Here is a 24,202-nt window from a genome sequence, read left to right as displayed (position 1 = left end):
ATGAAACATTTACTTTCAACCATTGGGACACTAATTGTCACTTCGGTATCGTTTTTCTTTATACATTCAGAATCGCAAAACATCGTTTTGGCGGGGGTTCTTGCTAGCGTTGTTCTGGTTTATTCTTTGGTTTTAATTCTCGGTGAGAGAAAATTATTCCCAGAAATTAAAGCAGATGTGGTTCTCTGTGCGAGTGTTGGTGCACTACTTGGACTCTCTATAGCTGCGTTTCCTGTCAGTTTGCTTAATGATTATGGATACAAATCGGTTTCCATTTTTGTCGCTGTGCTTTTTTTCCTTACAGGGATAAAAGCAGGTGTCTCGTTTTCCAAAAAACCTGGCCTTTCCATTTTTGGTGGTGGCAGTGGTGCTCCTGGTTCGAGTTTTTCCATTCCAGGCCTGGAAGGTGGAACATCACAAATCAAAGACAAAATTCTAGATACTTCCGTTGTGATCGATGGAAGAATTTTGGACATTGCTGACACACACTTCCTAGATGGTCCGCTCATCCTTCCTAACTTTGTGTTACGTGAAATCCAATTGATATCCGATTCTTCTGATCCGATCAAACGTGCTCGCGGTCGTCGTGGTCTTGAGATGTTAAACAAACTACAAAGAAAAGGATCGATCGAAGTTAAAATCACTTATACTGATTATTCTGATACTCGAGAAGTCGATGCGAAGTTAGTCAAACTTGCTCGTGATACTGGCGGTGCAGTAGTAACCAACGACTTTAACCTAAACAAAGTTGCTGAATTACAAGGGGTTCGAGTATTAAATCTTAACAATCTTGCAAATGCATTAAAACCCGTTGTGTTACCCGGTGAAGAGTTTCAAATTTCCGTCATCAAAGAAGGAAAAGATGAAAACCAAGGGATTGGTTACTTGGAAGATGGAACCATGGTTGTGATAGAAAATGGTGGCCATTTAGTTGGGAAAGATGTACGTGTAGTCGTTACAAGTATCATCCAAACTGCTGCTGGTAAAATGATTTTCACAAAAGTACAAAACGGTAATAATAACTACAACAAATCGTAATCTATTTTTTGTAGTCTAACGGATATGAAACTAGCTCGTTTTTTAATGTCACACGAAGGGTTCATATCCGTTCTTTGTTATACGGTAACAGCCGTATTTTCTTTCCTCTCATTTGCTCCTCTTAATTTGCCTATCTTTGTTTGGTTTGCTCCTTTTGGACTTTTTCTAATAGAAAAAAGAAACAGAGGTGAATGGAAAAAACTCATCTACCATGGATTTGGTTTTGCCATATTGTTTTATTTGGTGTCCTTCCATTGGGTCTACCATATGACAACTGTTTTTGGGGGATTTGATTGGTATTTGGCAGTTCCTATTTTTATTGGATCTGCTATTTTATTAAATTTTAAATTCCCAGTATATTTACTCCTTTTCTCTTTTTTAGCAAAAAAAGTGGGAAAATTTTTTCCATTGATAGCATCGTTTTCGATTTTGTTCGCTGAATTTTTTACTCCTCAAGTTTTCCCTTGGTATTTCGGTAACGTTGTAGCAGAAAATCAAATTTTAGCACAAAACGCTGAGTATACGAGTGCTTATGGATTATCTGGCTTTTTGTTTTTTGTTTCTTATTATTTATTTTACCTTAAAAATCCCAAAAAAGTCCTCCATTTTCTGTTTTTGATTCCTTCTCTGAGAACAAAACACGAAAAAATTTCCAAACAGCTGTTAGTTGGCTTAATCTCTCTTTTGATAGTTTTAGGATTGTTTTTCGGGAATGGTTTTTATTTGTTCCATAAATGGGAAAATGTCCAACCAATCGCTGAACGCGAGGTTCTCATTGTCCAACCGAATGCTCCTTTGGAGTTTCGAGACGGGAGAAACCCAGCAGAAGAAATTCGAAATTTAATGACTCGCATTGACCGAATGGTGGAAACTGAATTAAAAGAGAAACCAGTGGATTTGGTAGTTTTACCAGAATCTGGAGTTCCATTCTTTACCACCCATGATTCAGAAGTAACTAGATCGATTCGGATCTATTGGCACCAATTTGAGTCTTTAATGGCCATCATCAGTTTGCGACATGGAGCCAATTTGTTTTTTAATGAATTGGATGCAGACATTCCAGGAAACCCAGAGTCTGCACGGATCATTCGTAATAACATTCGCATGTACAATTCGTCCGTACTCATGAATCCAAATGGGGATAGGAAAAACAGTTACCAAAAAGTATTTTTACTCATTTTTGGGGAATATATGCCATTTGAATGGATGTATGCCTTGTCTGGTCAAACAGGACAATTTGCACCAGGAACAAAAATGGATCTTATCCCTTATTATGAACGTCGCAAAACTCCTTCCAATGTAACGAAGGATTTACATTGGGAAGATACATTCGGGTTAAGTCCGGATTCCGTAAGAGAACATTATCGTCCTAACCAAATTGAAGAAAAAAAAATTGGGTCCTTCTTACCTTTGATTTGTTATGAAGTGATTATCTCTGAATTTGTTCGTCAATTTCAGGGAGATCCAGATTTTATCGTGAATGTAACAAACGATAAATGGTATGGAAATTCAGTTGAATCCTACCAACACCATACCTTGGGTCGTTTGCGTGCGATTGAATTTCGAAAGTGGATCGTTCGTTCTACAAATTCCGGAACGTCAGTTTTTACGGATCATTTAGGCCGTAATATTGATAACGAATTCACGCCAATTGAAACTACGGCAACCATCCGTAAAAAGGTATCGGTTATTCCAGGCAAAATGACATTTTATCGACTTTATGGAAACTTACTTTCTTATTTGTTTATGGGAATTGTAGGACTTGTGTTTTTTGTTTATGCTAAAAGGAATTCGTAATGTTCTATTTGAGAATCGTTTCTACATAGCATTCTATGTTTCCGTTGTCTCTCACATAACATTCATTATATATTCATTTAATCATTCAGACTCCATTTACCAAAAAACTCTTTGTGGTCCCGCTTGGATTTATGCAACCGAAGATGAGAAAGAACTCTCTTTCGAAATGAGTTTTGGTAAAAATATGGGTGAATCAGGTAATTCTGAATCAAATGAAGACCCTGGTGAGGGCCAAGAGGAAGGGGAGGGTGAAGGCAAAGAAGGTTTTTCGAAAGGAAAATATAAGGGAAGCCAATGGGAAGATTTAGTTCAAAATTTAGAGGGAACCTCAAACTTAAGAAAACAGTTCCGAAATGATTATGATCAAATCAATGAAAATTCAGGTGTTGCTGATTCTTATATCAAAAGACATCGAGATTTTGAAGACATTATTGTTAAAGATGTTCTTCCCACTTTAAAAAATATCAGAGATCCCTTTAAAATAGATATCGATTCCGCTGAAGACAATTTATACTTACACAAAGAAAGAAACCGTATCATAGAAGAATTCCGTAAAGGTGAGGAATCAACTTCACCAATTACAATGAAATTATCTAAAGATGGGGAACTTCCACCTAAATCTCCTTTGTCGATGCCAAAAGAGGATCGAACCAAATACTTGGATCGGACATTAAAACAAAAAAAAGAAAAACAGTTGGATGAATTTATTTCAAGGTTTATGGGATATGACCCCAATAAAGGAGATTTGAATTTATTTGTAAGAGATCTGTATTATGAAAACTTACAAAGGTTAGCATACCCTTTTAGTAACGATATGAGTTATTTTGCTATCGATTACTTCCAAGAAAATCTAAATAAAGAAGATTTTTTGAGACAAATGATGGCGGCTTTGTCAGCCCAATTAGGAACAAATACTGGAACAGAAATTTTATTTACGATTGAAAATATCTATTACATCCAAGGAAAAGCTCTCGAACAATACTTCCGAGTGAAAGATTATTTAAAAAACTCTTCACCCGAACAAAAACAAACTCTTAGGTATGAAACTCTCCGGCAGGTGGAAGCTAAGTATAAAAATCTTTTGAAAGAAAAAAAGATTCTGAATGTGATGGATGCCGAAGAAGCTTATGTGAAAAAAAGAATCGATATTCTCGATACTCTTCTCACTCACACTCCAAATTTTTACCGAACAAAGGATGGAATGTTTGAAAAAGCTAAAGTCCTATGGGAACATGGGCAGTGGAAACAAGATTCCAAACTCCAATCGGATGCTCTGAAAATTTGGTACCAAATCCCAAAAATTCCAAAGAATGGAGATTTTTTAAACCAGGAAACTTTTGATACCATTCAACTGTTGTTACGTGACGTTGGAGATCCAGCTGATGCAAATGTGTTATCGCAACAAACAAAAAGCCAAATCGAATATGCTTTGCGAACAAGACTTGATGATGCGATGTCTAAGAAAAAATTGAGAGAAGATCGACTTCTTTGGCCAAAAACCAAATAGATCCGATTGTAATGACTCGTTTTTAAGTTTTAATATTTTCTAATCCATTTTCATGGAATTCGGTTGCCCATTGGTCATGGAAAGGAGTTTCTTTTTCGATTCGTTCTTCAATGGCCATTTGGGAAATCGCAGTTTCACCATAGTGGCGGAGGAAATCACGGTGGGCCAAACGTTCTATGAGAGCTTGCCAAAATACTTCGTCTTCATAGTCTTCCAAAATATCAACAAGACCACTTTCTTCTTCAAACTCACGAGTCAGGTATGGTTCTCCATTGTTTTGGTCAATTTGGACAATATTACCTAATCCCGCATGTTCCGCTTGTGAGAAAACATGGCGAACAACGTCTGCAAATCGAGAGTCAGAATCTGGTTCATCCTCCGATCTGTCTTTGGCTTGTAATGTGGAAATGACCCAATCTCCCATATAAACTAATTTGAGTAGGGTTTCGTATTGTTCTAAGGAGAGTTCCATTTCCATTTAGGATCAGGATTGGTTACTAGGTTGGGAAGAAAAGAGTTTTTTTCAGAGACTTCCGAGGAGAAAACCTGGAAAAAGCCATAAAAACTCAATCCTCTAATAGGATTTCTTTGTTTCGGAGAGGTCTATATTTATCTCGCACAATAGCAGTTATATCATCAATCGCGATTAGCACTTCCTGGTTAGGGTCGTTGTTTTCATACGGTAAATAAAAGAATCCTAAAATACGAATGGAACTTTTTTGTAGAAATACTCGATCGTTTTGGTCAAAATTTTTTGAAATGGAAACAGTGATGGTTTTCCAACCACGGTAGTTTAGTGAGGTTAAGTTTAATTGTCTCACTTCTGCGTCTTGTGTTTCTATGATCAGTGTTAGGTTCCCACTCGATAAAGAAGAGTAAATCGGGATGGAGATCTCTTTAATGAAAGCATTCACCTCAATGGGTTTGGGAAAGTACAATGAAAACGGTAAATTGGCATCTTTTGGAATCCGAAGTACAAGCGCTTGTTTGGATCCAGGAATGGGCGCTGTAAAATTGTTTGATAGGCTGATTTCGGGAAGTTTTGTTCCTTTTTCTAATTTTGTGCGCAGATGGCTCGCATTGAAATTTGAAAGTTCAAAATTTTCGAGAAGGATTTCTCTCCAAATGCCACTCTCGCCAATGATTTCGGAATGGAATGGAGAAATGAGAAAAAGTGTTAGGATTATGGTGTTTCTTAAAGCAATCATGTTGACAATATTTCCTTACAAAGAGGATATATATGTTTTATCTGTAAAAAGGAGACATATACTAATGCAGGCGCACAAATACCTTTTGGCCATTTTGACAATTTTTTTCGCAGGCCATATCTCAGCACAGGTTGCTGACCCAAAAGCCACTACTTCCACCAAAGACAAGGCAATTCAAAAAACTGAAACCACATCTACACAAGCCAAAGATGGTGTGAACAAAGTTGAGACAACTGTAAAAGACATTTTGGGAGACAAAAAAGAAGCTGGAGCTTCTACAAGTGATGCACCCGCTCTTTTTATCACTAGTAAAACATCGTTTTCTTTAGACGCAAAAGATGATTCTTCTATGATTGATTTCATCGAATGGAAACCAAAAAATGGTGAGTATAGAAGATTTACGCAACCAATCCGTATTTCGGAAGAAGGACTAACTGAGATTTACTACCGTTCCGTTGATAAAGTTGGGAACGCAGAAACTCCAAAAATCCTTGTTGTGAATGTAGACAATACTGCTCCACGTGTGAGCCTTGTTCCACAAGAACAACTGTTTGTTTTAGACGGAGTTCCTTTTGCTTCTAAAAACAACACATACACAATTGTAGCGGAAGACCGCCAAACAGGAGTAGAAAAAGTTCAATTCAGTATCAACCAAGAAGCTTCTAAAGTTTATGCCGATCCAATCAAATTGGAAGTTGGTGGTGCAAATACAATTAAGTATTCTGCAACTGATAAGTCTGGAAACTCTTCTCCAGAATCTTCTATGATCATCACTGTTGACGATGTCAAACCTACAATTGAAATCGTTCCTTCTTTCCCATTAGTGGACATCAATGGAAAAAATTTCCAAAGAAAAGGAAACGTATTCTATGTAAACGCAACTGACAAAGAATCTGGCGTGAAAAAAATCTTAGTTAAAATTGACGAAGAAGAATTCAAACCTTATGTGGAAGCAATTGCAATTGAAACACAAGGGGATCACGTGATCAAAGCTATGGCTGTTGATAATGTTGGAAACCAATCGGATGTAGTCGAAGTAAAACTTACTGTTGACTTAACTCCTCCAACTTCAACAATCCAAAAAGCAAGTGAAGAGCCAAAAGTAGAAGCGGCACCTGCTCCGCAATCTACAACTCCTGCTAAATAATTTTTTAAAAAAGTAAGACCAAACTCTTACTAAAAAACCCCTTTCATTATGAGAGGGGTTTTTTTTTCACTACTGTCATTTATATTTCCAAAGTACTGTATCCGCTGTGGGCAACACGATCTATTCTCAGACATTTTCGGTTTGTGTAAAGTTTGCACCAAAAATTGTGCCCTATCTCAAGACAGATGGAAATCACCTTATACCATTCCGAAACCAGTGGATCGCTTTGTATTTTATGAGGAAGCTTACTCTTTGCAAAAGAGAGATCTGATCGCCAAAGAACTTTTCCTTTCCTTAAAATTCCAAAATGAAAAACAAATCTCCAACTACTTCTGTATAGGTTGGAGGCAGTTGGCAAAATTTTGGAAAATCGACCCTCCCGATTGTTTTGTCATGGTTCCTTCCAAACCCAAACCTGGACCAAAACCTTACCATGTTGCCTGTTCTTTACGAAATCGGCTGATACGAGGCCTAAAAATAAGGGAAGATACGAGTCTTCGTAAGGTTTCAAAGGACAAACAGTCGGAGAAACGATTTGAAGAGAGATTTTTTCATGCAAAAAAGGCATTCGAATTCACAAAAAGTGATAGAATCATAGAAGGACTTCATGTTCTACTCATAGATGATATATTTACGACAGGTGCCTCACTCAATGAAATCGCTCGGTTGTACAAACTGAGAGGGGTAAGAAAGGTAACTTGCGTAGTTTTCTTGTTAAGCGGGGTGTTTGAATCGAATGGATGTTCAAGTCAAGGATGACATAAGGATTATCAAATTTTCTGGAGCCATATTGAAAGTGGATTCTGATGAAATTGAAAAAGAATTGTCAAAACTCACCCAAGGTTCTGTTAAAAAAATCATTTTAGATTTAACGAAAGTTCATCATATATGTTCAACTGCTTTAGGAATTTTTGTCGCCACAAAACGTAAGTTAAAGCCTATGAATGGTGATATTAAAGTAATTGTGGTTGATGAAGATTTAATCCAGTTATTCGAAATCACAATGTTAGATAAAGTTTTTGAAATTTTTCCTGACTTACCTTCTGCAATGGAAGGTTTCCAGTTAGACGAGGAAGATTCCCACTGACAAAAAAAGCGTTAGCATTTGCATCTGGAAGTGATCACAAACGAAAAGAAATGCAAATGTTACTCTCACCTTTGGGTTATGAGGTAGTCACACCAAAAACTTTAGGAATCAACTTCGAACCAGTAGAATCAGAATCCACTTTTGTTGGTAATTCATTTATCAAATCAAAGGAACTCTTTCGCCTAACGGGCCTTCCGTCATTCGCTGATGATTCTGGAATTTGTGTGGATGCTCTTTTTGGGGAACCAGGAGTGTATTCCGCAAGATTTGGTGGTCCTGGACTCACCGATAAGGAACGTGCTCTCTATTTACTCAAAAAATTAGGAGAGAATCCGAATCGAAAGGCACATTACAGCTGTGTTGTGAGTTACGTAGATACAATTCACCAAGTTTCCTTTGAAGGAAAGGTTGAAGGGGTCATCACCCCCGATTATGATGAAATTGGAACATATGGATTTGGGTATGATCCTATTTTTTATTATCCAAATTTCGGAAAACGGTTTTCAGAAGTCCCAGAAGAAGAAAAAAACAAAGTTTCACACCGAAAAAAAGCGATGGAACTATTTTTGGATTGGTTTCAAAATATCCTGTAACGGAAGTTAATTTAAATTTACTTACTATTTTTTAACGAATGGATTCCGTGTTATCCTCATGAAACCAATTTCCCTTTTTGATTTAGAATGTTGAAGTATGAAACTCTCAATGATTCGCACCACCCTCCAATTTTTTGCAGTATTATTGTTCTTTCTCATTTTATTTGGAAAAAGTTTTCAATTAGAAGCACAAGTCATTTGCGGAGGGGCAGAATGTTCAAACATTCCTTCCGAATACCAACTCCTCGGAAATTTTGCGGGCCCCGCTTTAGATCGAATTTATACGAATGGTTTTCTTCGATCCATGGGAGAAAACGCAGTATTACAAAATCTGAATGCAAACCAATCAGGTGGCCAGAATGTTCCCTCTTACCGTTTGGGTTTAGGTTACACGATTGCAAAAGGACAAGCTAAAGCACGTGATTTGTATTATGAAAACTCTGAACTTAGAAATTTGCCAAAAGAAGGTGTCGCTGCGTCTCCTTCCTTCAGTTTTACAGCCAATCTGAGTCAATTGTTTCAAACTCCTTATGCCAGTCGTTGGAATGTCACAACTCATTTTTTCCCTTATGAATTTACGGAAGCAAATATTCCATTCGTAAAAATTCGTAATACGGACGTTAGGGGGAAGATCCAGAATTATGGAATTATGTTTCGTTATTTCCCAGAATCTTCTGGTTTTTCTTTTGGATTTGGATTTTTTCAAACAAACCAAGACTTATATTTAAGTTCGTATGATCGTAGAACCACTCAGTTCCGAATCGATGGCGAAAAACGAAGGTGGTTGGGAATCAATGATTTGTATTACCAATCTAGGATCTCTTCCTTTTCTTTTGATGTAAAATACAATTGGACAATTGGAATTTTATCTATCACACCTGGTTTGGGATGTGTATACAATGAAGGATATACTTCGATACAAGTGAGTCGGTATGCAGTGATTTCCACTCGATCCAATCCAGATGATTTTTCGACCTATCCGAGTGTGATTGGAATCCGACTCGCAACACGTTATGATCATGTTTCCAGTTTTGGATATGGAAGTTTAGGCTTACGATTTGGACAGGGAAGTTTTAGTGTGACTACGGAAGTGATGGCAGGGAGAGAAATGCAATCAGCAAATCTCTCCTTAAATTACCAATTTTAAGGGGTAAGGATTGCTCCCCCAGTAAGTCGTTTGTAAAAATCGTTTCCTTCTCTTTCCAAAAATTCTTCGTAATTTCCTTTGAAGTCTTTGATTCCTTCTGGAGTTACTTCAATAATTCTAGTACAAAGTGAGGAAATAAACTCCCTATCATGCGAAACCAATATCACTGTTCCATCAAACAAAGATAAGGCGTAGTTGAGTGCTTCGATCGTTTCTAAGTCTAAGTGGTTAGTTGGTTCGTCAAGAGCGATTACGTTGTCACCAGCAAGGATCATTTTTCCAATGATCATACGAGATTTTTCACCACCCGATAACACAGTTGTGGATTTGTTGGCCATATCACCTGAAAAAAGCATCCTACCTAAAATTGCACGAATCTCTTGTACTTCTGTGCCTTGAGGTGAATTGCGAAGTAACCATTCAACCAGAGTATCTGCATCTGGTTCCATTGCTTCTCTATGGTCCTGCGGGAAAAAAGATGTTTCTACCGAATCACCCCATTTCACTTGGCCAGAATCTGGTTCCAATTTTTTTAATAACATTTTAAGAAGTGTGGTTTTACCTACACCGTTTGTTCCAACAATCCCCACTTTCTCACCTTTCGTAATGGAAATGCTAAAGTCTTTGATGACTGGTTTTCCATCATATGACTTTGTGATATTGATTGCTTCGAAGACATCTTTTCCTAACACACGTTTTGCTTTGAAACGAATGTAAGGAGCTACCCTTGAAGAAGGTTTCACTTCTACCATATCAGATTTGATTTTTTCGATCATCTTTTGACGAGACGTAGCTTGTTTTGATTTACTAGCGTTAGCTGAGAATCTTGAAACAAACTCCTGTAAGTCGGCAATTTTTTCTTTTGCTCTTTTGCTGTCATTCATGAGTTGTTCGCGGGATTGTTCAGCAGCAATCATAAAGTCGTCGTAGTTCCCTGGGAAAACTCGAATGGTGTTATAGTCAAGGTCAGCGATATGAGTGGCAACTGAGTTGATAAAGTGACGGTCGTGGGAAATCACGATGACCACACCTTCATAATTGATGAGAAGTTCTTCTAACCAGTGGATGGTTTTGATATCTAAGTGGTTCGTTGGTTCGTCTAGGAGAAGGACATCTGGTTTTAAAAATAACACTTGGGCAAGTAGAACTCGTAATTTGAACCCACCTGTTAAAAAGTTAAGCGGACGGTTGTGAGCAGTGGTAGGAATTCCAAGACCTTCTAAAAGTTCCCCCGCAACCGATTCGGCTTCGTATCCGCCCATATCGGCAAATAATTCTTCAATTTCGGAAATCCGGATCCCTTCTTCGTCCGTCATGTCCTCTTTGGCATAAATAGCGTCACGTTCTGCCATTAGGTTCCAAAGTTCAGGATTCCCTCGTAAAACAGTGCCTAGGACGGTCTCATTTTCGTATTCATAGTGGTCCTGCTTCAAATACCCAACTTTTACGTCCTTGTCGAGGACCACAGAGCCTGCAGAGGGCTGTAGAATGCCCGCCAGGACCTTCATGAAGGTCGATTTTCCCGAACCATTGGCTCCGATTAGACCATAACGGCACTCCGGTTTGAATTTAATGGAAACGTTTTCAAAAAGGGGTTTTTTCCCGAAGGAGACTGTAATGCCGCTAGCTTGGATCATAGGTCAATTTTCTAAGGGAATCAGAGGTTTCAACCGACATTTCGTATGGTATGGCACGGATTCTACTCATCATTCTCTTCCTTTTTGGGAGCGGACTCACCAGTTCGCAAAGTATAAAAAATGGAATCCAGGTTTTGGAGGGAGACCTCATCAATACAGGCCATCTCTTGCGAACTGAAAAACAAGTATTCCGAATCACGAGTACAACCTTACAAGAAGAACTCGCTTATCTAAGTGGGAAGAAAGTACGGATGTTATGCGATGTGCAAGGGGATGGATGTTCGCCCATTCGATATGAAATTGAACCATTTGAAACGGGAAAAACTCCTGATTGGACCTTAAAAAAAATCCCAAGGTATGTAACACAAGGGTTATTCTCCTTTAATCCACAATGTACTCCTGATGGGAAAATACTATTTTGGACTGCCCTTGTGAGAGAAGGGGGCAGGTCCACTCAGAAAATTTGGGCATCAAAACGAGACCAATTTGGGTTTTGGATGGCAGGTGAACAATTGCCATCTCCATTAAACAACCGTTATCCTTCGGCCGTGATTTCTGCTTTGCCAGGTGGGAATGAACTTTTTGTATTTGGAAACTTTGGTGAAGATGAGTTACTCGATCAACTCAAACGTGAGATGACACAAAAATCACAACTGGCTACAAGAGAAGCAGCCAATGCCAAAGAATTCCATATTGTTCTCACTAAATTAGAAAACGAATACAAAGAAAGATCAGAAAAAATCCAAAATAGAGCACCTTTGTATAAAACACGGAAAACCGAAACAGGTTGGTCGTTACCAAGTCCAATCCCTTTTCCAAGTTTTTATAATTGGTATAAAAAGGCAGATAATCCCAACCAACAAGTGTTTGGTGGATCTGCCTTGTCTTCTAGTGGTAGAACTCTGATTTATTCAGCACAACAAAAGAAAAATTTTGGAAAACTCGATTTATATGTAAGTTTACAAAATGAAGCGGGAATTTTTGAAGATGGAATTAACCTAGGAAATACCTTAAACACAGGAGAAGAGGAAATGGCTCCTTTTCTTGCACCTGATGATCGTACCTTGTATTTCTCTTCCTCTGGAAGAAAAGAAGGAATTTCCATTTTTATTGCAAGGAGAAATGGTGATTCTTGGACATCCTGGTCGGAACCACAAGAATTATCACCTAACCTAAGAGGTGTTAACTTTTTTAGTATCCCAGCTGTTGGGAACTGGGCCTATGTATCAAGAGAGGGTGAGTTGTTTATGGCAGCAATCCCACAACATTTCCAACCAGATCCTGTAATGGTGATCAAAGGAAAAGTGGTTGATGAAGAAGGAAAACCACTATCTGCATTTGTCCAATACGAGTCCCTCTTAAAGAAAAAAACCATTGGATCTACTATTAGTGATCCAACCACTGGTGAATTTAGTCTGATTTTACCTTATGATGAAAATTATGGATTTTACGGTGAAAAAGAAGGTTATTTACCTGTCTCACAAAACCTTAATTTGCTGGGAAAAGAAAAGGAAGATAAAGAGAAAACCGTATTACTTGTTTTACCTAAAGTAAGGAAAGGAAATCAAATTGTGATGAACAATTTGTTTTTTGCCTTTCGGTCTGCTGACTTTGCCAAAGAGTCTGAACCGGAACTTGACAGATTGGCAGGAATTTTGAAAAAAACCTCTAATTTAAAGGTACTCATCGAGGGCCATACGGATAATGTTGGTACAAAAGTCGCTAACCAAAAGTTATCCTTGGGACGTGCAAATTCAGTTGCAGTTTATTTAAAGTCTAAACATAAAATAGAAGAGGCGAGGATTTCTGTGGTTGGTCTCGGGCCAAGTACCCCCATTGCAGACAATGCGACGGAAGAAGGCCGAGCGGTGAACCGACGGGTAGTTTTTAAAATTTTGGAAGAGTGAATCTGTGGACATTAAGAATATCAATATACCCAAAGTCAATGTAGACACACAAAAAATGATGGGGGCTGTCGATGGTCTCGTGGATAAAATCCCCCCGCAAGTCCAAGATTTACTCAAAAAAATCGCCATCGCTCTTTTTGTTTTTTTTCTGATTATGGCGATTTACATTGGATGGTCCCACGGATGGGAAAATGCCAAACCACAAGGGCAACAGTTAGCACAAGATACACGCAGTTTATTCATCATGGAAATTGAAAGGGATTACAATCGTAAACGGAAAGATGTTCGAATGTCTGACCCTGAAGATTTAAAATATGAATCCAATCGCCGGATGCAATTTGATTTCCTCAGTGAAAGAGAATCAAATGGATACACACACGATACAATCCCCGAAGAACAAGAGTTTTTGGGAAAAGAATATGATTTTAGAAATCGAAAATCAGAAGATACATCTGTACCTCCCATTTACACTCCGTCAGGTGATGGTTTAATCCCTTCTCCTATTGATGTACAACCTGTATCTCCAAAAGATAATTTGGAACCTTCGCAAGCATCTGATGATGAACTTAGGATGCAAAAAATGTTAACTCGTGTATCTGAATTGGAAAAAAAAGTGAAGGAAAAAAACGAAGAGAAAAATTTAGAAACTTTAAAACTGCCTAAACCTACTGAATCAAAAGAGGGTTTTGGAAAACCAAGAAGTTTAGAACGGATTCCAAAAGACCTCCGATGAATTGTCTAACCAAATGTTTGTACTGGTTTGAAAAACAATGGTTAGTTTTAACCATTACCTTCTTCCTTTTTCCTTTTTGTATTTTTCATCCGATTACTGCTGAACCTACTGAGATTTTTTTACCTTTCCCTGAAACTTGGAAAGAAGCAAATCCAAATGTTGATGAATTCAAAACCCCACCTTCTACTGCTAACATCCAAACAAAACCAAAGGAATCTTCGACTGTTTCCAATCAAACTGGAAACAATACACAAACACCCACAAACTCGAGAGAAGTTCTTTCCAATCCTAAAGACCAAATTTCCATTAACACTTCTTTACCAACTTCGGGACCATCTCAAGAACCAAAGGTTCAAGACAAAAAGAAAAAAAAGAAGGAAGTGATCGATCCTTCCAAAGCTTCCTTTCAAAAAGGGAAGGCATATCTTTCCAGAGACCAAAAAAAATCAGCTGAACAAGAATTCGCTGATTCTTATAATAAAGAAGGTGATTCTGCAAAATACTCTCGCACTGAGAACACCAACTTATTTGGGTTAGATGGAAAGGATAAAGAATCTTCAGGTTTAGTTGAAAAACAAGAAGATCCTGATCTTAAGATTAAAACTCAATTTGAGTTAGCAAGATCTTTGGATCGGATTGGGAATCCAGAATCGGAAGAAAAAGCTTACAAAGAATATCTGAAGTTGGTCACTGAATTTCCAAAACACCCAGAACTCACACCTAGGGCACATTATGCGATGGCGATTTTATTAATTCGCAAAAAAGAATTCCGATCGGCGGCCCACCAATTGGTGAATGTGATCAAAAACTTCAAAGAGTCTGAAGAATTTTTACCAGCCCATTATTATTTAGGTAAAATTTACGAGAGCAGTTGGGATGAAAGAGATTTGGAACGTTCCTTAAAGTACTACCAATTGTATTTAAATGGGATTGATGGAAAAAATCCGAAACCTGGTTATGACTTTCGAAAGGAAACCCGAGAGAGATTACGGGTCCTAGGTTCATCTATTTAATTTGAGTTTTATTTAAGAAAGAAGGTTAAAAACAAATTGCCATCATGCGATGGCAACATTCACTTCGATCCTTCCAAACTTGGAGTATAAGTTGATGGAAAGAGTTGGTTTTTTATTGAATCGGACAGAAGTACTTTGTGATTCTTGGATATTTGGTGTTGTGATTTCCACCGATTGACCAGCTGAAGTAAAGATATTCATCGCATTCCCTGTTGTCATGTTGGCAATCTCACCGAGGATGTCTTTGTATTCATTTTTAACATCTTCATCCGATAAACCTGGCACAAGTTTGCGAGAAATTTTATAAGCCGCATCGTAATTCATACTATAAACGACTTCACCACTGAAGGATCCAACAACTCCAATCACAATGGCGATTTCGTGGCTAGGAGCAGGGGAATCTTTGATCCCAATTTTTCCTCGGATTAGGTCCTGTTGTAAAACATCGCGGAATACGATGGTCGCAGCTTCCAGGAATGGGTTGATGAAGTCGGCTTTGATTTGCATTATTCTAAAGAGAGAAGGCCTTTTTTCTCTACGTTGTATTCTGCTGCTAAGGACTGGTTTATTTCAAGAAAAAAGCTTAGAAGTTGTCTTTGTTTCAAAAAATCTGCTGCCTGGTCTTTGGCGGGAGACGCTGTGGGTTGTCCGTAGGTTAAGGCACTAAATTCCACATACACTTGTTTGTCATTGTCAGAAAAAGGTCCAACGACTGTCTTTTTGCTGAATGGATCGTTTGCTAGAGATTCCCAAAATTTACTTGAGTTTGCCAATCGGTAACTGTTCCCACGGTTTGATGTGACCAGTTTTAAATCAGACAATGAGACGGCCGTCACTGTTTCGATGGGTTGCCCTGATTCACTCGCAATTGCATCAAGTGCATTTGGTTCAGAAATTTTTTGACTGATACGGGTTTTCCAGACTTCTGCTTCTTTTCGTTTGCGGTCAAATTTGAGTTTGGAAAGGAGGAGGGGTTTTCTCACTTCGAAGCTAACAAAATTCCCAGAAGGGTCTTTGGAAAGAGTTCCTTCTTTTTTTTCCTTCTCATATTCTTTTTGTAATTCCGCATCAGTGATATTGATTTTAGATTCAACTGCATTGAGCAAATTGACTTCAGAAATCGCCACCAAACGGAACGAAATTTTGGCACGTTTGGCTTCACTTTCAATCTCAGTTTCGTTTTCGGAAGGAGTGAGAGGTTGGTCCAAAAAGTTAGGAAACAAAGCAAAACCGGTTGCCGAATCAATTCGGTAATTCATCGGTGCGGAGCGGTAAATTTGTTGGTAAATTTCAGTGAGGGAGCGAGAATCCTCTTCTCCGTAACCAGCTTGGCTTACCGATTCCTTATGGATTTCTCGGGCTTGTTTGGACATTTCCCGTTTGATGCTAATTTCTGAAACTTGGAACCCAACGGCAGATGCAATGTCATTGGCTATGTAAATTTCACGAACAGTGGAATAAGCACAGGAATTGAGAAGTTCTGGATTTTGGGCAGTTTCCCTTCCGTATTGTTGGTAACGGTAATAACAATCACGTTTTGCCGCATTGAAGTAATCCACAGGGATACTGCGTCCGGCAATTGAGCCAGCTTTTGTGGAATTTTGACCTGTTATGGCTCCGATGAGGCTTTGTTCTGCATCACCTGGTAAAAAAGTGATGATAAGAGTTCCTACCAATACGAATAAAAAGAGAGCAATGATGGTACGATAAATTTTTTCTTTGAGAGTAGAGGGTTCATCTTCGAACATAAAGGAAAGGTTTCCGTTTCTAAAACCCTTGTAAAGAAAAAATGTAATCAAGGGATTTGTACTTTGGCAAGATAATATAGGTAGTATGTTGTTTGCCGCATTCGCAATGATTCTCGTGGGAGTTCTGTGCTTTATTTACGTAGCCCTTTCTCCTGGGAAAACGAAACAAACAACCTACCAACCTCGAAAACCGCAAAACCAAGGGCAATTTCGGATGCCCGAGAGGCCACAGGTCCCCCCTCAACTTGACGAACGAATCCGAAGGGAACGTATGATTTCGGAAGACAGACATCTTTCTTATGCACAAACGGAAGAACAAACTCCATCCGTCGTACAAAAATCAGAGGTTCTTCGGCCAAACGATTTAGGAAACCTAGAATCGGAGCCCATTCCACCAAAAGAGAGTCTTTTTGCGATTGAAGGTACATTGTATTTGGATCATTCAGGCAAACTGTCGTTTGGTGAGGATTCAATTGATTTGGATGTGATGGAAGATGGACTTCGAAACTTCAAACGAGTGGGAAGTGGGAATTTAAGGGAAGAAAATGGAAAGTTTTTGTTCCACTCAGGCAACGTAACTTATACTTACACACCGGAAGAACTTGACCAAGTGGTCCTACACAACCAGGGGATTGTTTTCATTTTAAAAGAACCAAAAACGCCAAGGCCTGTCTTTTTTACCAAAGAAATTGATACTTTTAAAGAGTTCCTAAAACAAGCTGCCCTCACGTAACTCATCTTACGATTCGCTTTACTCGTTTTATCCTTAATTTCTGGATTTACTTCTCAAGAGCAAGTCTTGTGATCAGTTCCATTTCTTTTTCCCCAGAACGTAATTGGATGTACGCTTTTATTTTTTCCATTTCTTCTTTTGATGGGAGTTTTTTCCATTCAGAATCAAAAAGGTTTGTATCCTTGTATACATTTTCATTCATATCAAACTTTTTAGTTTTGGCGAAACTTGCGGTAATCAAATTTGGAAAAAATATTTTTAATTCTTTTGCAATTTTCTCTGTATTTACATTGCCGATGTCCATTTGGTTTTGGTAAATTTCGGAGAGGATTTCGAATTTTAATTTATCCATTCCTGTTGTAGAAAGATCTTGTAGTAACACAAGTTCTGTGCCTTCCAGTGAATAGTATTTTAATTTGTTTTTGAGTTCGTCTTCTTGGGTTTGATCAATTTTGGAACCGAGTAATGTGATTTCAATTTTGGATTGATTGCCGTATACAATGTTCTTTTCTAAAACCCTTCTTCCATTTGTAATGATTTCCTTTCGGATGAACTCTTCTGCTTTGCCTTTAAAAAACGAGGAACGAACAATTTGATAGGCAGTGAAGACCGATGGTATGATCACAATAAAAGAAAAAATGGATAAATACAGTTTTACTTTGGTTTCTTTTTCTTTGTACAATCCCCAATCCACTTTTGGGAACTCCATATAACGAACGAAAATGAAGGTTGCGATTGTTATGAAGATAGAATTGATGAGAAATAAATAAATGGCTCCAAAAAAATACTGCCAATTACCTTGGGAAAGTCCAAACCCTGCGGTACAAAGTGGTGGCATGAGGGCGGTCGCAATAGCAACTCCTGCAATGGCAGTTCCTTTTTCTTTCCTCGTATTGGCAATGATGCCAGTCGCACCTCCAAAAAGAGCAATCAGGGCATCGTAAATGGTAGGACTTGTGCGTGCTAAAAGTTCCGACTGTGCTTCGCTAATCGGTGATAAGGAAAAATAAATAAAGGAAGTGATGATACTAACAACAGTAGCCACAGTCAGTGTTCGTAAAAATCGTTTTAATTGGTTGAAGTCATTGGTAGCGGCAGCAAATCCAATTCCTACAATGGGTCCCATGAGCGGCGAGATGAGCATGGCTCCTATGATGACAGCTGTGGAATTGACATTGAGCCCAATACTTGCAATTAAGATGGCAAAGATGAGTGTCCAAAGATTGGAGCCAACGAGTTCCGCACCTTTTTGGATGGATTCGATCGTACCTGGTTTGTCAAGGTCATCAAGGAGGTGGAAACGAGGAGTTAGCCATTGGAAAAAAGAAATAATTTGGTTTTCTTTGGATGCCATGGTCTATTAGACATCCAAAGAATTATCTTTTGTAAATGAGTTTTTAGACTCCTCCTACCATCACATGTTTTGTGATGAGGTAATCACCAACAGATTCAATTGATAGATCTTTACCAAATCCTGATTGTTTGAAACCACCATGTGGTGTTTCAGATGAAAGAGGTAAGTGGTCATTCACCCATACGGTACCAAACTCTAATTGTTTTGCAACTCGCATAGCGCGTGCTACATCTTTTGTCCAAATCGAAGAAGCAAGGCCATAATTGACATCATTTGCAAGTTTGATTGCTTCCTCTTCTTTGTCATAAGATTGGATGGTAAGGACTGGTCCAAAAATTTCATTTTGTACGATATCAAAGTTTTGTTTTACATCTGTTATTACCGTTGGTTCAAAAAAGTATCCTTTTTCTAAACCTTTGGGAATCCCACCACCTGTTAGGATTTTCGCACCTTGTTTTTTCGCCCTGTCCATAAATCCCATCACACGTTCTCTATGGATAAGAGAGATGAGAGGTCCCATTTCTGTTTTATCGTTGAATGGATCTCCCACTTTCACTGATTTCATTGCATCTACGACTGCATCGGTGATCTTTTTTTGGAGGGTTTTGGGAACGATGATTCTTGTGGCAGCCGTACAGTCTTGGCCTGAGTTACATGTGGCACCGAAGGCCGCTTTCTGTGCAAAAAGATTCACATCCACATCGTCAAACACAACAAGTGGTGCCTTCCCCCCGAGTTCTAAATGCACTCGTTTTAAAGAATCCGAAGCCGACTTCATGATATTTTTTCCAGTGCCAGTTGATCCCGTAAGAGATACCATTCGAACAAGAGGGTGGTCTACAATGGCTTGTCCTGTGGCATTCCCACCAGTGACAATATTGAAGACACCATCAGGGATTCCTGCTTTTTTGGTTAGCTCAGCTAACATGAGTGTGGTGATTGGAGTTCCAGGTGCTGGTTTTAAGATGAGGGTACAACCTGCAGCAAGAGCTGGTCCAAACTTCCAAACGGCCATAAGCAGTGGGTAATTCCAAGGAGCAATTTGGCCAACAACTCCAACAGGTTCTCTACGTAAGATGGAAGTGTATCCAGGTTGGTATTCATTCGCACGGCTTCCGTGAACATCTCGTGCTGCAGTTGCAAAAAAACGAATGTTATCAATGGCAAAAGGAATGTCTCCCGCCAAACTTAAGTTTTTATATGGTTTCCCAGCGTTGAGGGATTCCCATTTCGCAAACTCTTTTGTTTTTTCTTCCAAAAGGTCTGCCAATTTCCAAATCGCTTTGGAACGTTCACTCGGTGTGAGGCCAGACCATCTTCCATCATAAAAGGCTTTGTGTGCTGCCTTAACTGCTTTGTCTACATCGGACACACTTGCATCAATTACAGTTGCTATTTTTTTTCCAGTGGCTGGGTCTTCAATGTCCATTGGTTTTCCGCCAGTAGAGTTTGCCCATTTCCCATCAATCCAAAGTTTATACTGTTTCATACCTGGGTTAGATTTCCTTTAATGATTTTGCTATGATGTTTAGACCTTCTTTTACGACTGATTCTTCTGCTGTGATAGGAACTAAAATTCGGATTACGTTTCCATACACTCCACAAGAAAGAAGAATAAGACCATGTTCTAAGGCTTTTGTTGTTAATTTTTTTGCCATATCAGCAGAAGGTTTATTGGCATCACCATTTTCAACGAGTTCAAAGGCAACCATCCCACCTAATCCGCGTATTTCGCCAATGATTGTGTTGGATTTTTTAATTTCGTTTAGTTCCTTCACTAACATGGTTCCCAATTGTGTTGATTTTTCTAAAATTCCTTCTTCTTCGATGAGATCCATCACTGCAATCCCCGCAGCACAAGCGACCGGGTTTCCCGCATAGGTTCCACCAAGTCCACCTGGTTCTACAGAATCCATAATGGATGTTTTTCCAATCACTGCAGAAAGTGGCATCCCCGCTGCAAGGGATTTTGCAGTTGTGATGAGGTCTGGTTTGACACCCGAATGTTCGATGGCAAAAAGTTTTCCTGTTCTTGCAAAACCGGACTGCACTTCATCGGCGATGAGTAAAATTCCATGTTCATCACAAATTGCCCTTAGTTTTTTTAAAAAACTTGGAGAAGCAATGTAAAATCCACCTTCACCTTGCACTGGTTCGATGGCAATAGCTGCCACACGAGTTGGGTCAATGTCTGCTTTGAATAAATTGTTTAGGGCTTTGATAGAATCATCTTCTGTAACCCCATGGTATTCCATGGGAAACGGAATATGGTACACATCACTCGAGAAAGGTCCGAATCCTTTTTTGTAAGGAACTACCTTTCCTGTTAAGGCAAGAGCCATCATCGTTCTTCCGTGGAATCCACCTAGAAAACTGATAATCCCTGGTCTTCCTGTGGCAGCTCTTGCAATTTTCACCGCATTTTCCAATGCTTCGGCACCAGATGAAAACAAAATGGTTTTGGCTTCTCCATCAATTGGAGCTTTCGCATTTAATTTTTCTGCGAGAACAATGTATGGTTCATATGGCATGATTTGAAATGCAGTGTGGAGTACCTGGTCCACTTGTTTGTGGATGGCAGCCACCACTTTTGGATGGCAATGTCCTGTATTTTGAACACCAATCCCACCACCAAAATCAATGAATCGTTTCCCTTCAATATCCCAAATTTCTGCATTTTTTGCTTTCTCGGCAAACACAGGGTAGGCGGTGGTCACTCCACGTGGAACGTTTTTTAATCTTCTTTCCCATAGAGTTTTGTTTGTTTGTTTTTGATTGCCCGTCATTTGATTCCTCCGAGGCAGAGATATTTGGTTACTGTATAATCATCTAGACCGTATTTGGAGCCTTCTCGTCCCATACCTGAAAATTTGACTCCCCCAAATGGGACTTGTTCTGAAGAAATGATCCCTTCGTTAATGCCTACCATTCCATATTCTAGCTGTTCGGCGACCCTAAAAATACGAGCCATGTCTTTCGTGTAAAAATAGGATGCGAGGCCAAAGTCGGTATCGTTTGCGAGTTTAATGGCTTCTTCCTCTGTTTGGAAGGTTTGGATACAAGATACTGGTCCAAAGGTTTCTTCCTTTGTTACCATCATAGAAGAGTTCACAGGATACAAAACGGTTGGCTCAAAAAAGTTTCCACCTAATGCATGTGTGTTCCCGCCAATTAAAACCTTCGCCCCTTTTGAAACAGCATCTTGGATATGATTCTTTACTTTCTCCACAGCAGCTTCATTGATAAGTGGGCCTTGGCTGGCACTTGGTTCCATTCCGTTGGCAACAACCAACTCTTTTGTTTTTTCAGCTAGTTTTTTGGAAAAGGTTTCTGCAACAGATGAATGCACTAAAAAACGATTCACACAAACACAAGTTTGTCCTGTGTTTCTATACTTGGATAACATCGCACCTTTTACAGCTTCGTCTAAATCTGCATCTTCAAATACGATAAAGGGAGCATTCCCTCCTAACTCAAGTGAGAGTTTTTTTAATGTGGCGGCCGATTTTTCCATCAAATAAATCCCTGTTTTTGTGGATCCAGTAAAACTGAGTTTGCGAACCTCTTTACTTTCTAAAATCGTTTTGCCAATGAGGATTGGATCCCCAACTAACACATTCCAAACTCCTTTTGGGAGTCCTGCTCGTTCTGCAAGTACAGCCATTGCAAGGGCTGAATGGGGAGTGAGTTCGGATGGTTTTGAGACAACCGTACAACCTGCGGCTAGAGCTGGAGCCACTTTCCTTGCAAGCATTGCCGCTGGAAAATTCCAAGGAGTGATGGTTCCGACAACTCCAATGGGTTCTTTGAATACAAGAATCCTTGTATCTTTTCTATGTGAGGGGATCACATCTCCATAAGAACGTTTTGCTTCTTCACCGAACCATTCAATGTAAGATGCTGCGTAGGCGATTTCTCCTCTAGCTTCCGTTAAAGGTTTTCCTTGTTCTTGTGTCATGATGAGAGCTAAGTCTTCTTGGTGGTCCATCATGAGTTGGAACCATTTGCGGAGGATTCCTGCCCGTTCTTTGGCAGGTCTCGATTTCCAATCCACAAACGCATCTTTGGCTGAACGTATAGCAACTAACGTGTCCTTTTCTGTTGCATGCGGGATGTTCCCTATGGTTTCCCCTGTGGCAGGGTTATGTACTAAAATTTCTTTTTTATTTTCTGCAGGGCACCAAACCCCACCTATAAAATTTTCCTGGCGAAAAAGGTCTTTGTCTTTGATGTATTTCATAGCAAACCTACGCTTTCACAGAAACCGTGCCTCATAAAAATTCCTACCTTTTTTTTGAAAACTTTAGAATTGGTTGCTTAATTTTGAATTTTTGGTATCTAATGCCTGACATACGTAAAACCAGGAGCACATAGGTTTATGAAATTCGATTCATACAAACGAGTGGTTTTTTTTACAGCAGTTCTTTCGATCGCTTTTGCGGTAACCTGCGGTAAAAAAGAAACAAAGGTTTCAGAAATTGGACAAGGTGAGGGAGAAGTTTCCATCGTTGCTTGGCCAGGTTACATTGAACGTGGTGAAACAGACAAGGGATATGACTGGGTCACTGAATTTGAAAAAAATACAGGCTGTAAAGTAAATGTAAAAACTGCCGCTACATCTGATGAGATGGTAGCACTTATGAATGAAGGTGGATTTGACTTGGTAACTGCTTCAGGTGACGCATCACTTCGATTAGTTGCAGGTGGAAAAGTCCAAGAGATTAACATTGATTTGATTCCAAGTTGGAAAAACGTAGACTCTCGTTTACAAAATGCTCCTTGGCATACTGTAGATGGTAAACATTTCGGAGTTCCTTACCAATGGGGACCAAACGTACTTATGTACAACACAAAAGTTTTTAAAAAAGCTCCAACAAGTTGGAATGTTGTATTTGAAGAACAAGTTTTACCAGATGGAAAATCTAACAAAGGTAGAGTGCAAGCATTTGATGGTCCAATTTACATCGCTGACGCTGCCCTTTATCTAAAAGTTGCAAAACCAGAACTTGGAATCCAAGATCCTTACGAATTGGATGAAAAACAATACACGGCTGTGATTGAGTTATTAAAAAAACAAAGACAACTCGTTCCAAAATACTGGCATGATGCAATGGTCCAAGTTGACGATTTCAAAAAAGAAGGTTTAGTTGCTTCTTCAACATGGCCATTCCAAGTAAATTTACTTGTGAGTGAAAAACAACCTGTATCATCTATCGTTCCTGTGGAAGGAGCAACTGGTTGGGCAGATAGTACAATGTTACACAAAGATTCTAAACACGTTAACTGTGCTTACAAATGGATGGAACATTCTCTTTCTCCAAAAGTACAAGGTGATTTAGCTTCTTGGTTTGGATCTGTTCCTTCTGTTCCTGCTGCTTGTAAAGGAAATGCATTACTCGGAGATACTGGTTGTGCAGTGAACGGATTCAACAACTTTGAAAAAATCTCTTTCTGGAGAACTCCAAAAGAAGATTGTTCCGGTGGAAGAAAATGTGTGCCTTATAAAAAATGGGCAGAAGATTATATTTCCATTATTGGAAGTAAATAAAATCC

Annotated in this window: 22 protein-coding genes; 13 read left to right on the top strand and 9 right to left on the bottom strand. The window is 39.0% G+C overall.

Features of this window, described 5'->3' with window-relative positions; genetic code table 11:
* From ND812_RS15905 to ND812_RS15895, 3 genes are read left to right on the top strand one after another with little or no spacing between them, the layout of a single operon-like run.
* Positions 1-1,038: a PIN/TRAM domain-containing protein gene (locus tag ND812_RS15905; RefSeq protein WP_265376346.1), complete on the top strand. Its 1,038-nt coding sequence runs from the start codon at positions 1-3 to the stop codon at positions 1,036-1,038.
* A gap of 24 nt (positions 1,039-1,062) precedes the next feature.
* A complete protein-coding gene (lnt, locus tag ND812_RS15900) occupies positions 1,063-2,835 on the top strand; it encodes an apolipoprotein N-acyltransferase (RefSeq protein ID WP_265376345.1) in 1,773 nt (590 codons plus the stop codon).
* Positions 2,816-4,342, top strand: coding sequence for a hypothetical protein (locus ND812_RS15895; RefSeq protein ID WP_265376344.1), 1,527 nt, complete (start codon positions 2,816-2,818; stop codon positions 4,340-4,342). The genes lnt and ND812_RS15895 overlap by 20 nt, the downstream gene beginning before the upstream one ends.
* Before the next feature lie 22 nt (positions 4,343-4,364).
* On the opposite strand, the gene ND812_RS15890 is transcribed toward ND812_RS15895, so the two are convergent.
* Both ND812_RS15890 and ND812_RS15885 read right to left on the bottom strand, forming a co-directional pair.
* A complete protein-coding gene (locus ND812_RS15890; protein WP_245918333.1) occupies positions 4,365-4,814 on the bottom strand; it encodes a hypothetical protein in 450 nt (149 codons plus the stop codon).
* Positions 4,815-4,908: 94 nt separating this feature from the next.
* A complete protein-coding gene (locus tag ND812_RS15885) occupies positions 4,909-5,550 on the bottom strand; it encodes a flagellar assembly protein FlaA (RefSeq protein ID WP_265376343.1) in 642 nt (213 codons plus the stop codon).
* 64 nt (positions 5,551-5,614) lie between these two features.
* Here ND812_RS15885 and ompL47 point away from each other — a divergent pair, with 64 nt between their 5' ends.
* The 5 genes from ompL47 (at position 5,615) to ND812_RS15860 (ending at position 9,524) form a co-directional block, all read left to right on the top strand.
* Positions 5,615-6,697, top strand: a complete 1,083-nt coding sequence (ompL47, locus tag ND812_RS15880) for a multi-beta-barrel domain surface protein OmpL47 (RefSeq protein ID WP_265376342.1) — start codon at positions 5,615-5,617, stop codon at positions 6,695-6,697.
* A 252-nt stretch (positions 6,698-6,949) separates the two neighbouring features.
* A complete protein-coding gene (locus ND812_RS15875) occupies positions 6,950-7,456 on the top strand; it encodes a ComF family protein (RefSeq protein WP_265376341.1) in 507 nt (168 codons plus the stop codon).
* The gene (locus ND812_RS15870) at positions 7,434-7,784 is read left to right on the top strand and encodes an STAS domain-containing protein (RefSeq protein WP_265376340.1); all 351 of its coding nucleotides are present in this window, start codon (positions 7,434-7,436) and stop codon (positions 7,782-7,784) included. The genes ND812_RS15875 and ND812_RS15870 overlap by 23 nt, the downstream gene beginning before the upstream one ends.
* A complete protein-coding gene (gene rdgB / locus ND812_RS15865; protein ID WP_265376473.1) occupies positions 7,781-8,377 on the top strand; it encodes an RdgB/HAM1 family non-canonical purine NTP pyrophosphatase in 597 nt (198 codons plus the stop codon). The genes ND812_RS15870 and rdgB overlap by 4 nt, the downstream gene beginning before the upstream one ends.
* A gap of 97 nt (positions 8,378-8,474) precedes the next feature.
* Positions 8,475-9,524 carry an Lsa36 family surface (lipo)protein gene (locus ND812_RS15860; protein ID WP_265376339.1) on the top strand — a complete coding sequence of 350 codons (1,050 nt, stop codon included), beginning with the start codon at positions 8,475-8,477 and terminating at the stop codon, positions 9,522-9,524.
* On the opposite strand, the gene ND812_RS15855 is transcribed toward ND812_RS15860, so the two are convergent.
* Entirely contained in the window at positions 9,521-11,161 is a 1,641-nt protein-coding gene (locus tag ND812_RS15855) for an ATP-binding cassette domain-containing protein (RefSeq protein ID WP_108959391.1), read from the bottom strand. The two genes, ND812_RS15860 and ND812_RS15855, sit on opposite strands and share 4 nt — an antisense overlap.
* Positions 11,162-11,211: 50 nt before the next feature.
* Between ND812_RS15855 and ND812_RS15850 the strand changes: the two genes are divergently transcribed.
* From ND812_RS15850 to ND812_RS15840, 3 genes are read left to right on the top strand one after another with little or no spacing between them, the layout of a single operon-like run.
* Positions 11,212-13,068 carry an OmpA family protein gene (locus ND812_RS15850; protein WP_265376338.1) on the top strand — a complete coding sequence of 619 codons (1,857 nt, stop codon included), beginning with the start codon at positions 11,212-11,214 and terminating at the stop codon, positions 13,066-13,068.
* Between the two features lie 4 nt (positions 13,069-13,072).
* Positions 13,073-13,801 (top strand): LIC_11485 family protein, encoded by a 729-nt coding sequence (locus ND812_RS15845; RefSeq protein ID WP_265376337.1) that lies wholly within the window; start codon positions 13,073-13,075, stop codon positions 13,799-13,801.
* Positions 13,798-14,814 carry a tetratricopeptide repeat protein gene (locus ND812_RS15840; RefSeq protein ID WP_265376336.1) on the top strand — a complete coding sequence of 339 codons (1,017 nt, stop codon included), beginning with the start codon at positions 13,798-13,800 and terminating at the stop codon, positions 14,812-14,814. Before ND812_RS15845 ends, ND812_RS15840 begins: the two co-directional genes overlap by 4 nt.
* Positions 14,815-14,856: 42 nt before the next feature.
* Here ND812_RS15840 and ND812_RS15835 read toward each other — a convergent pair whose 3' ends face one another.
* On the bottom strand, positions 14,857-15,321 hold the full coding sequence (locus tag ND812_RS15835; RefSeq protein ID WP_108959388.1) for a chemotaxis protein CheX: 465 nt from the start codon (positions 15,319-15,321) through the stop codon (positions 14,857-14,859).
* Complete coding sequence (locus ND812_RS15830) at positions 15,321-16,562, bottom strand: hypothetical protein (protein ID WP_265376335.1); 1,242 nt, start codon at positions 16,560-16,562, stop codon at positions 15,321-15,323. The genes ND812_RS15835 and ND812_RS15830 overlap by 1 nt, the downstream gene beginning before the upstream one ends.
* An 85-nt stretch (positions 16,563-16,647) precedes the next feature.
* On the opposite strand from ND812_RS15830, the gene ND812_RS15825 reads away from it, so the two are divergent.
* A complete protein-coding gene (locus tag ND812_RS15825; RefSeq protein WP_407658577.1) occupies positions 16,648-17,295 on the top strand; it encodes an LIC_11490 family protein in 648 nt (215 codons plus the stop codon).
* Between the two features lie 46 nt (positions 17,296-17,341).
* On the opposite strand, the gene ND812_RS15820 is transcribed toward ND812_RS15825, so the two are convergent.
* From ND812_RS15820 to ND812_RS15805, 4 genes are read right to left on the bottom strand one after another with little or no spacing between them, the layout of a single operon-like run.
* Positions 17,342-18,649, bottom strand: a complete 1,308-nt coding sequence (locus ND812_RS15820) for a DUF389 domain-containing protein (protein WP_265376333.1) — start codon at positions 18,647-18,649, stop codon at positions 17,342-17,344.
* Positions 18,650-18,692: 43 nt separating this feature from the next.
* The gene (locus ND812_RS15815; RefSeq protein ID WP_265376332.1) at positions 18,693-20,138 is read right to left on the bottom strand and encodes a gamma-aminobutyraldehyde dehydrogenase; all 1,446 of its coding nucleotides are present in this window, start codon (positions 20,136-20,138) and stop codon (positions 18,693-18,695) included.
* A gap of 7 nt (positions 20,139-20,145) precedes the next feature.
* Entirely contained in the window at positions 20,146-21,435 is a 1,290-nt protein-coding gene (gabT, locus tag ND812_RS15810) for a 4-aminobutyrate--2-oxoglutarate transaminase (RefSeq protein ID WP_265376331.1), read from the bottom strand.
* Positions 21,432-22,889: an NAD-dependent succinate-semialdehyde dehydrogenase gene (locus tag ND812_RS15805; RefSeq protein WP_265376330.1), complete on the bottom strand. Its 1,458-nt coding sequence runs from the start codon at positions 22,887-22,889 to the stop codon at positions 21,432-21,434. The genes gabT and ND812_RS15805 overlap by 4 nt, the downstream gene beginning before the upstream one ends.
* Positions 22,890-23,027: 138 nt before the next feature.
* On the opposite strand from ND812_RS15805, the gene ND812_RS15800 reads away from it, so the two are divergent.
* The gene (locus ND812_RS15800) at positions 23,028-24,197 is read left to right on the top strand and encodes an ABC transporter substrate-binding protein (RefSeq protein ID WP_108959382.1); all 1,170 of its coding nucleotides are present in this window, start codon (positions 23,028-23,030) and stop codon (positions 24,195-24,197) included.
* The last annotated feature ends 5 nt before the right edge of the window (positions 24,198-24,202 follow it).

Source organism: Leptospira limi (genome assembly GCF_026151395.1).
Taxonomy (GTDB): Bacteria; Spirochaetota; Leptospiria; order Leptospirales; family Leptospiraceae; genus Leptospira_A; species Leptospira_A limi.
This window is presented reverse-complemented; position numbering and strand designations above follow the sequence as displayed.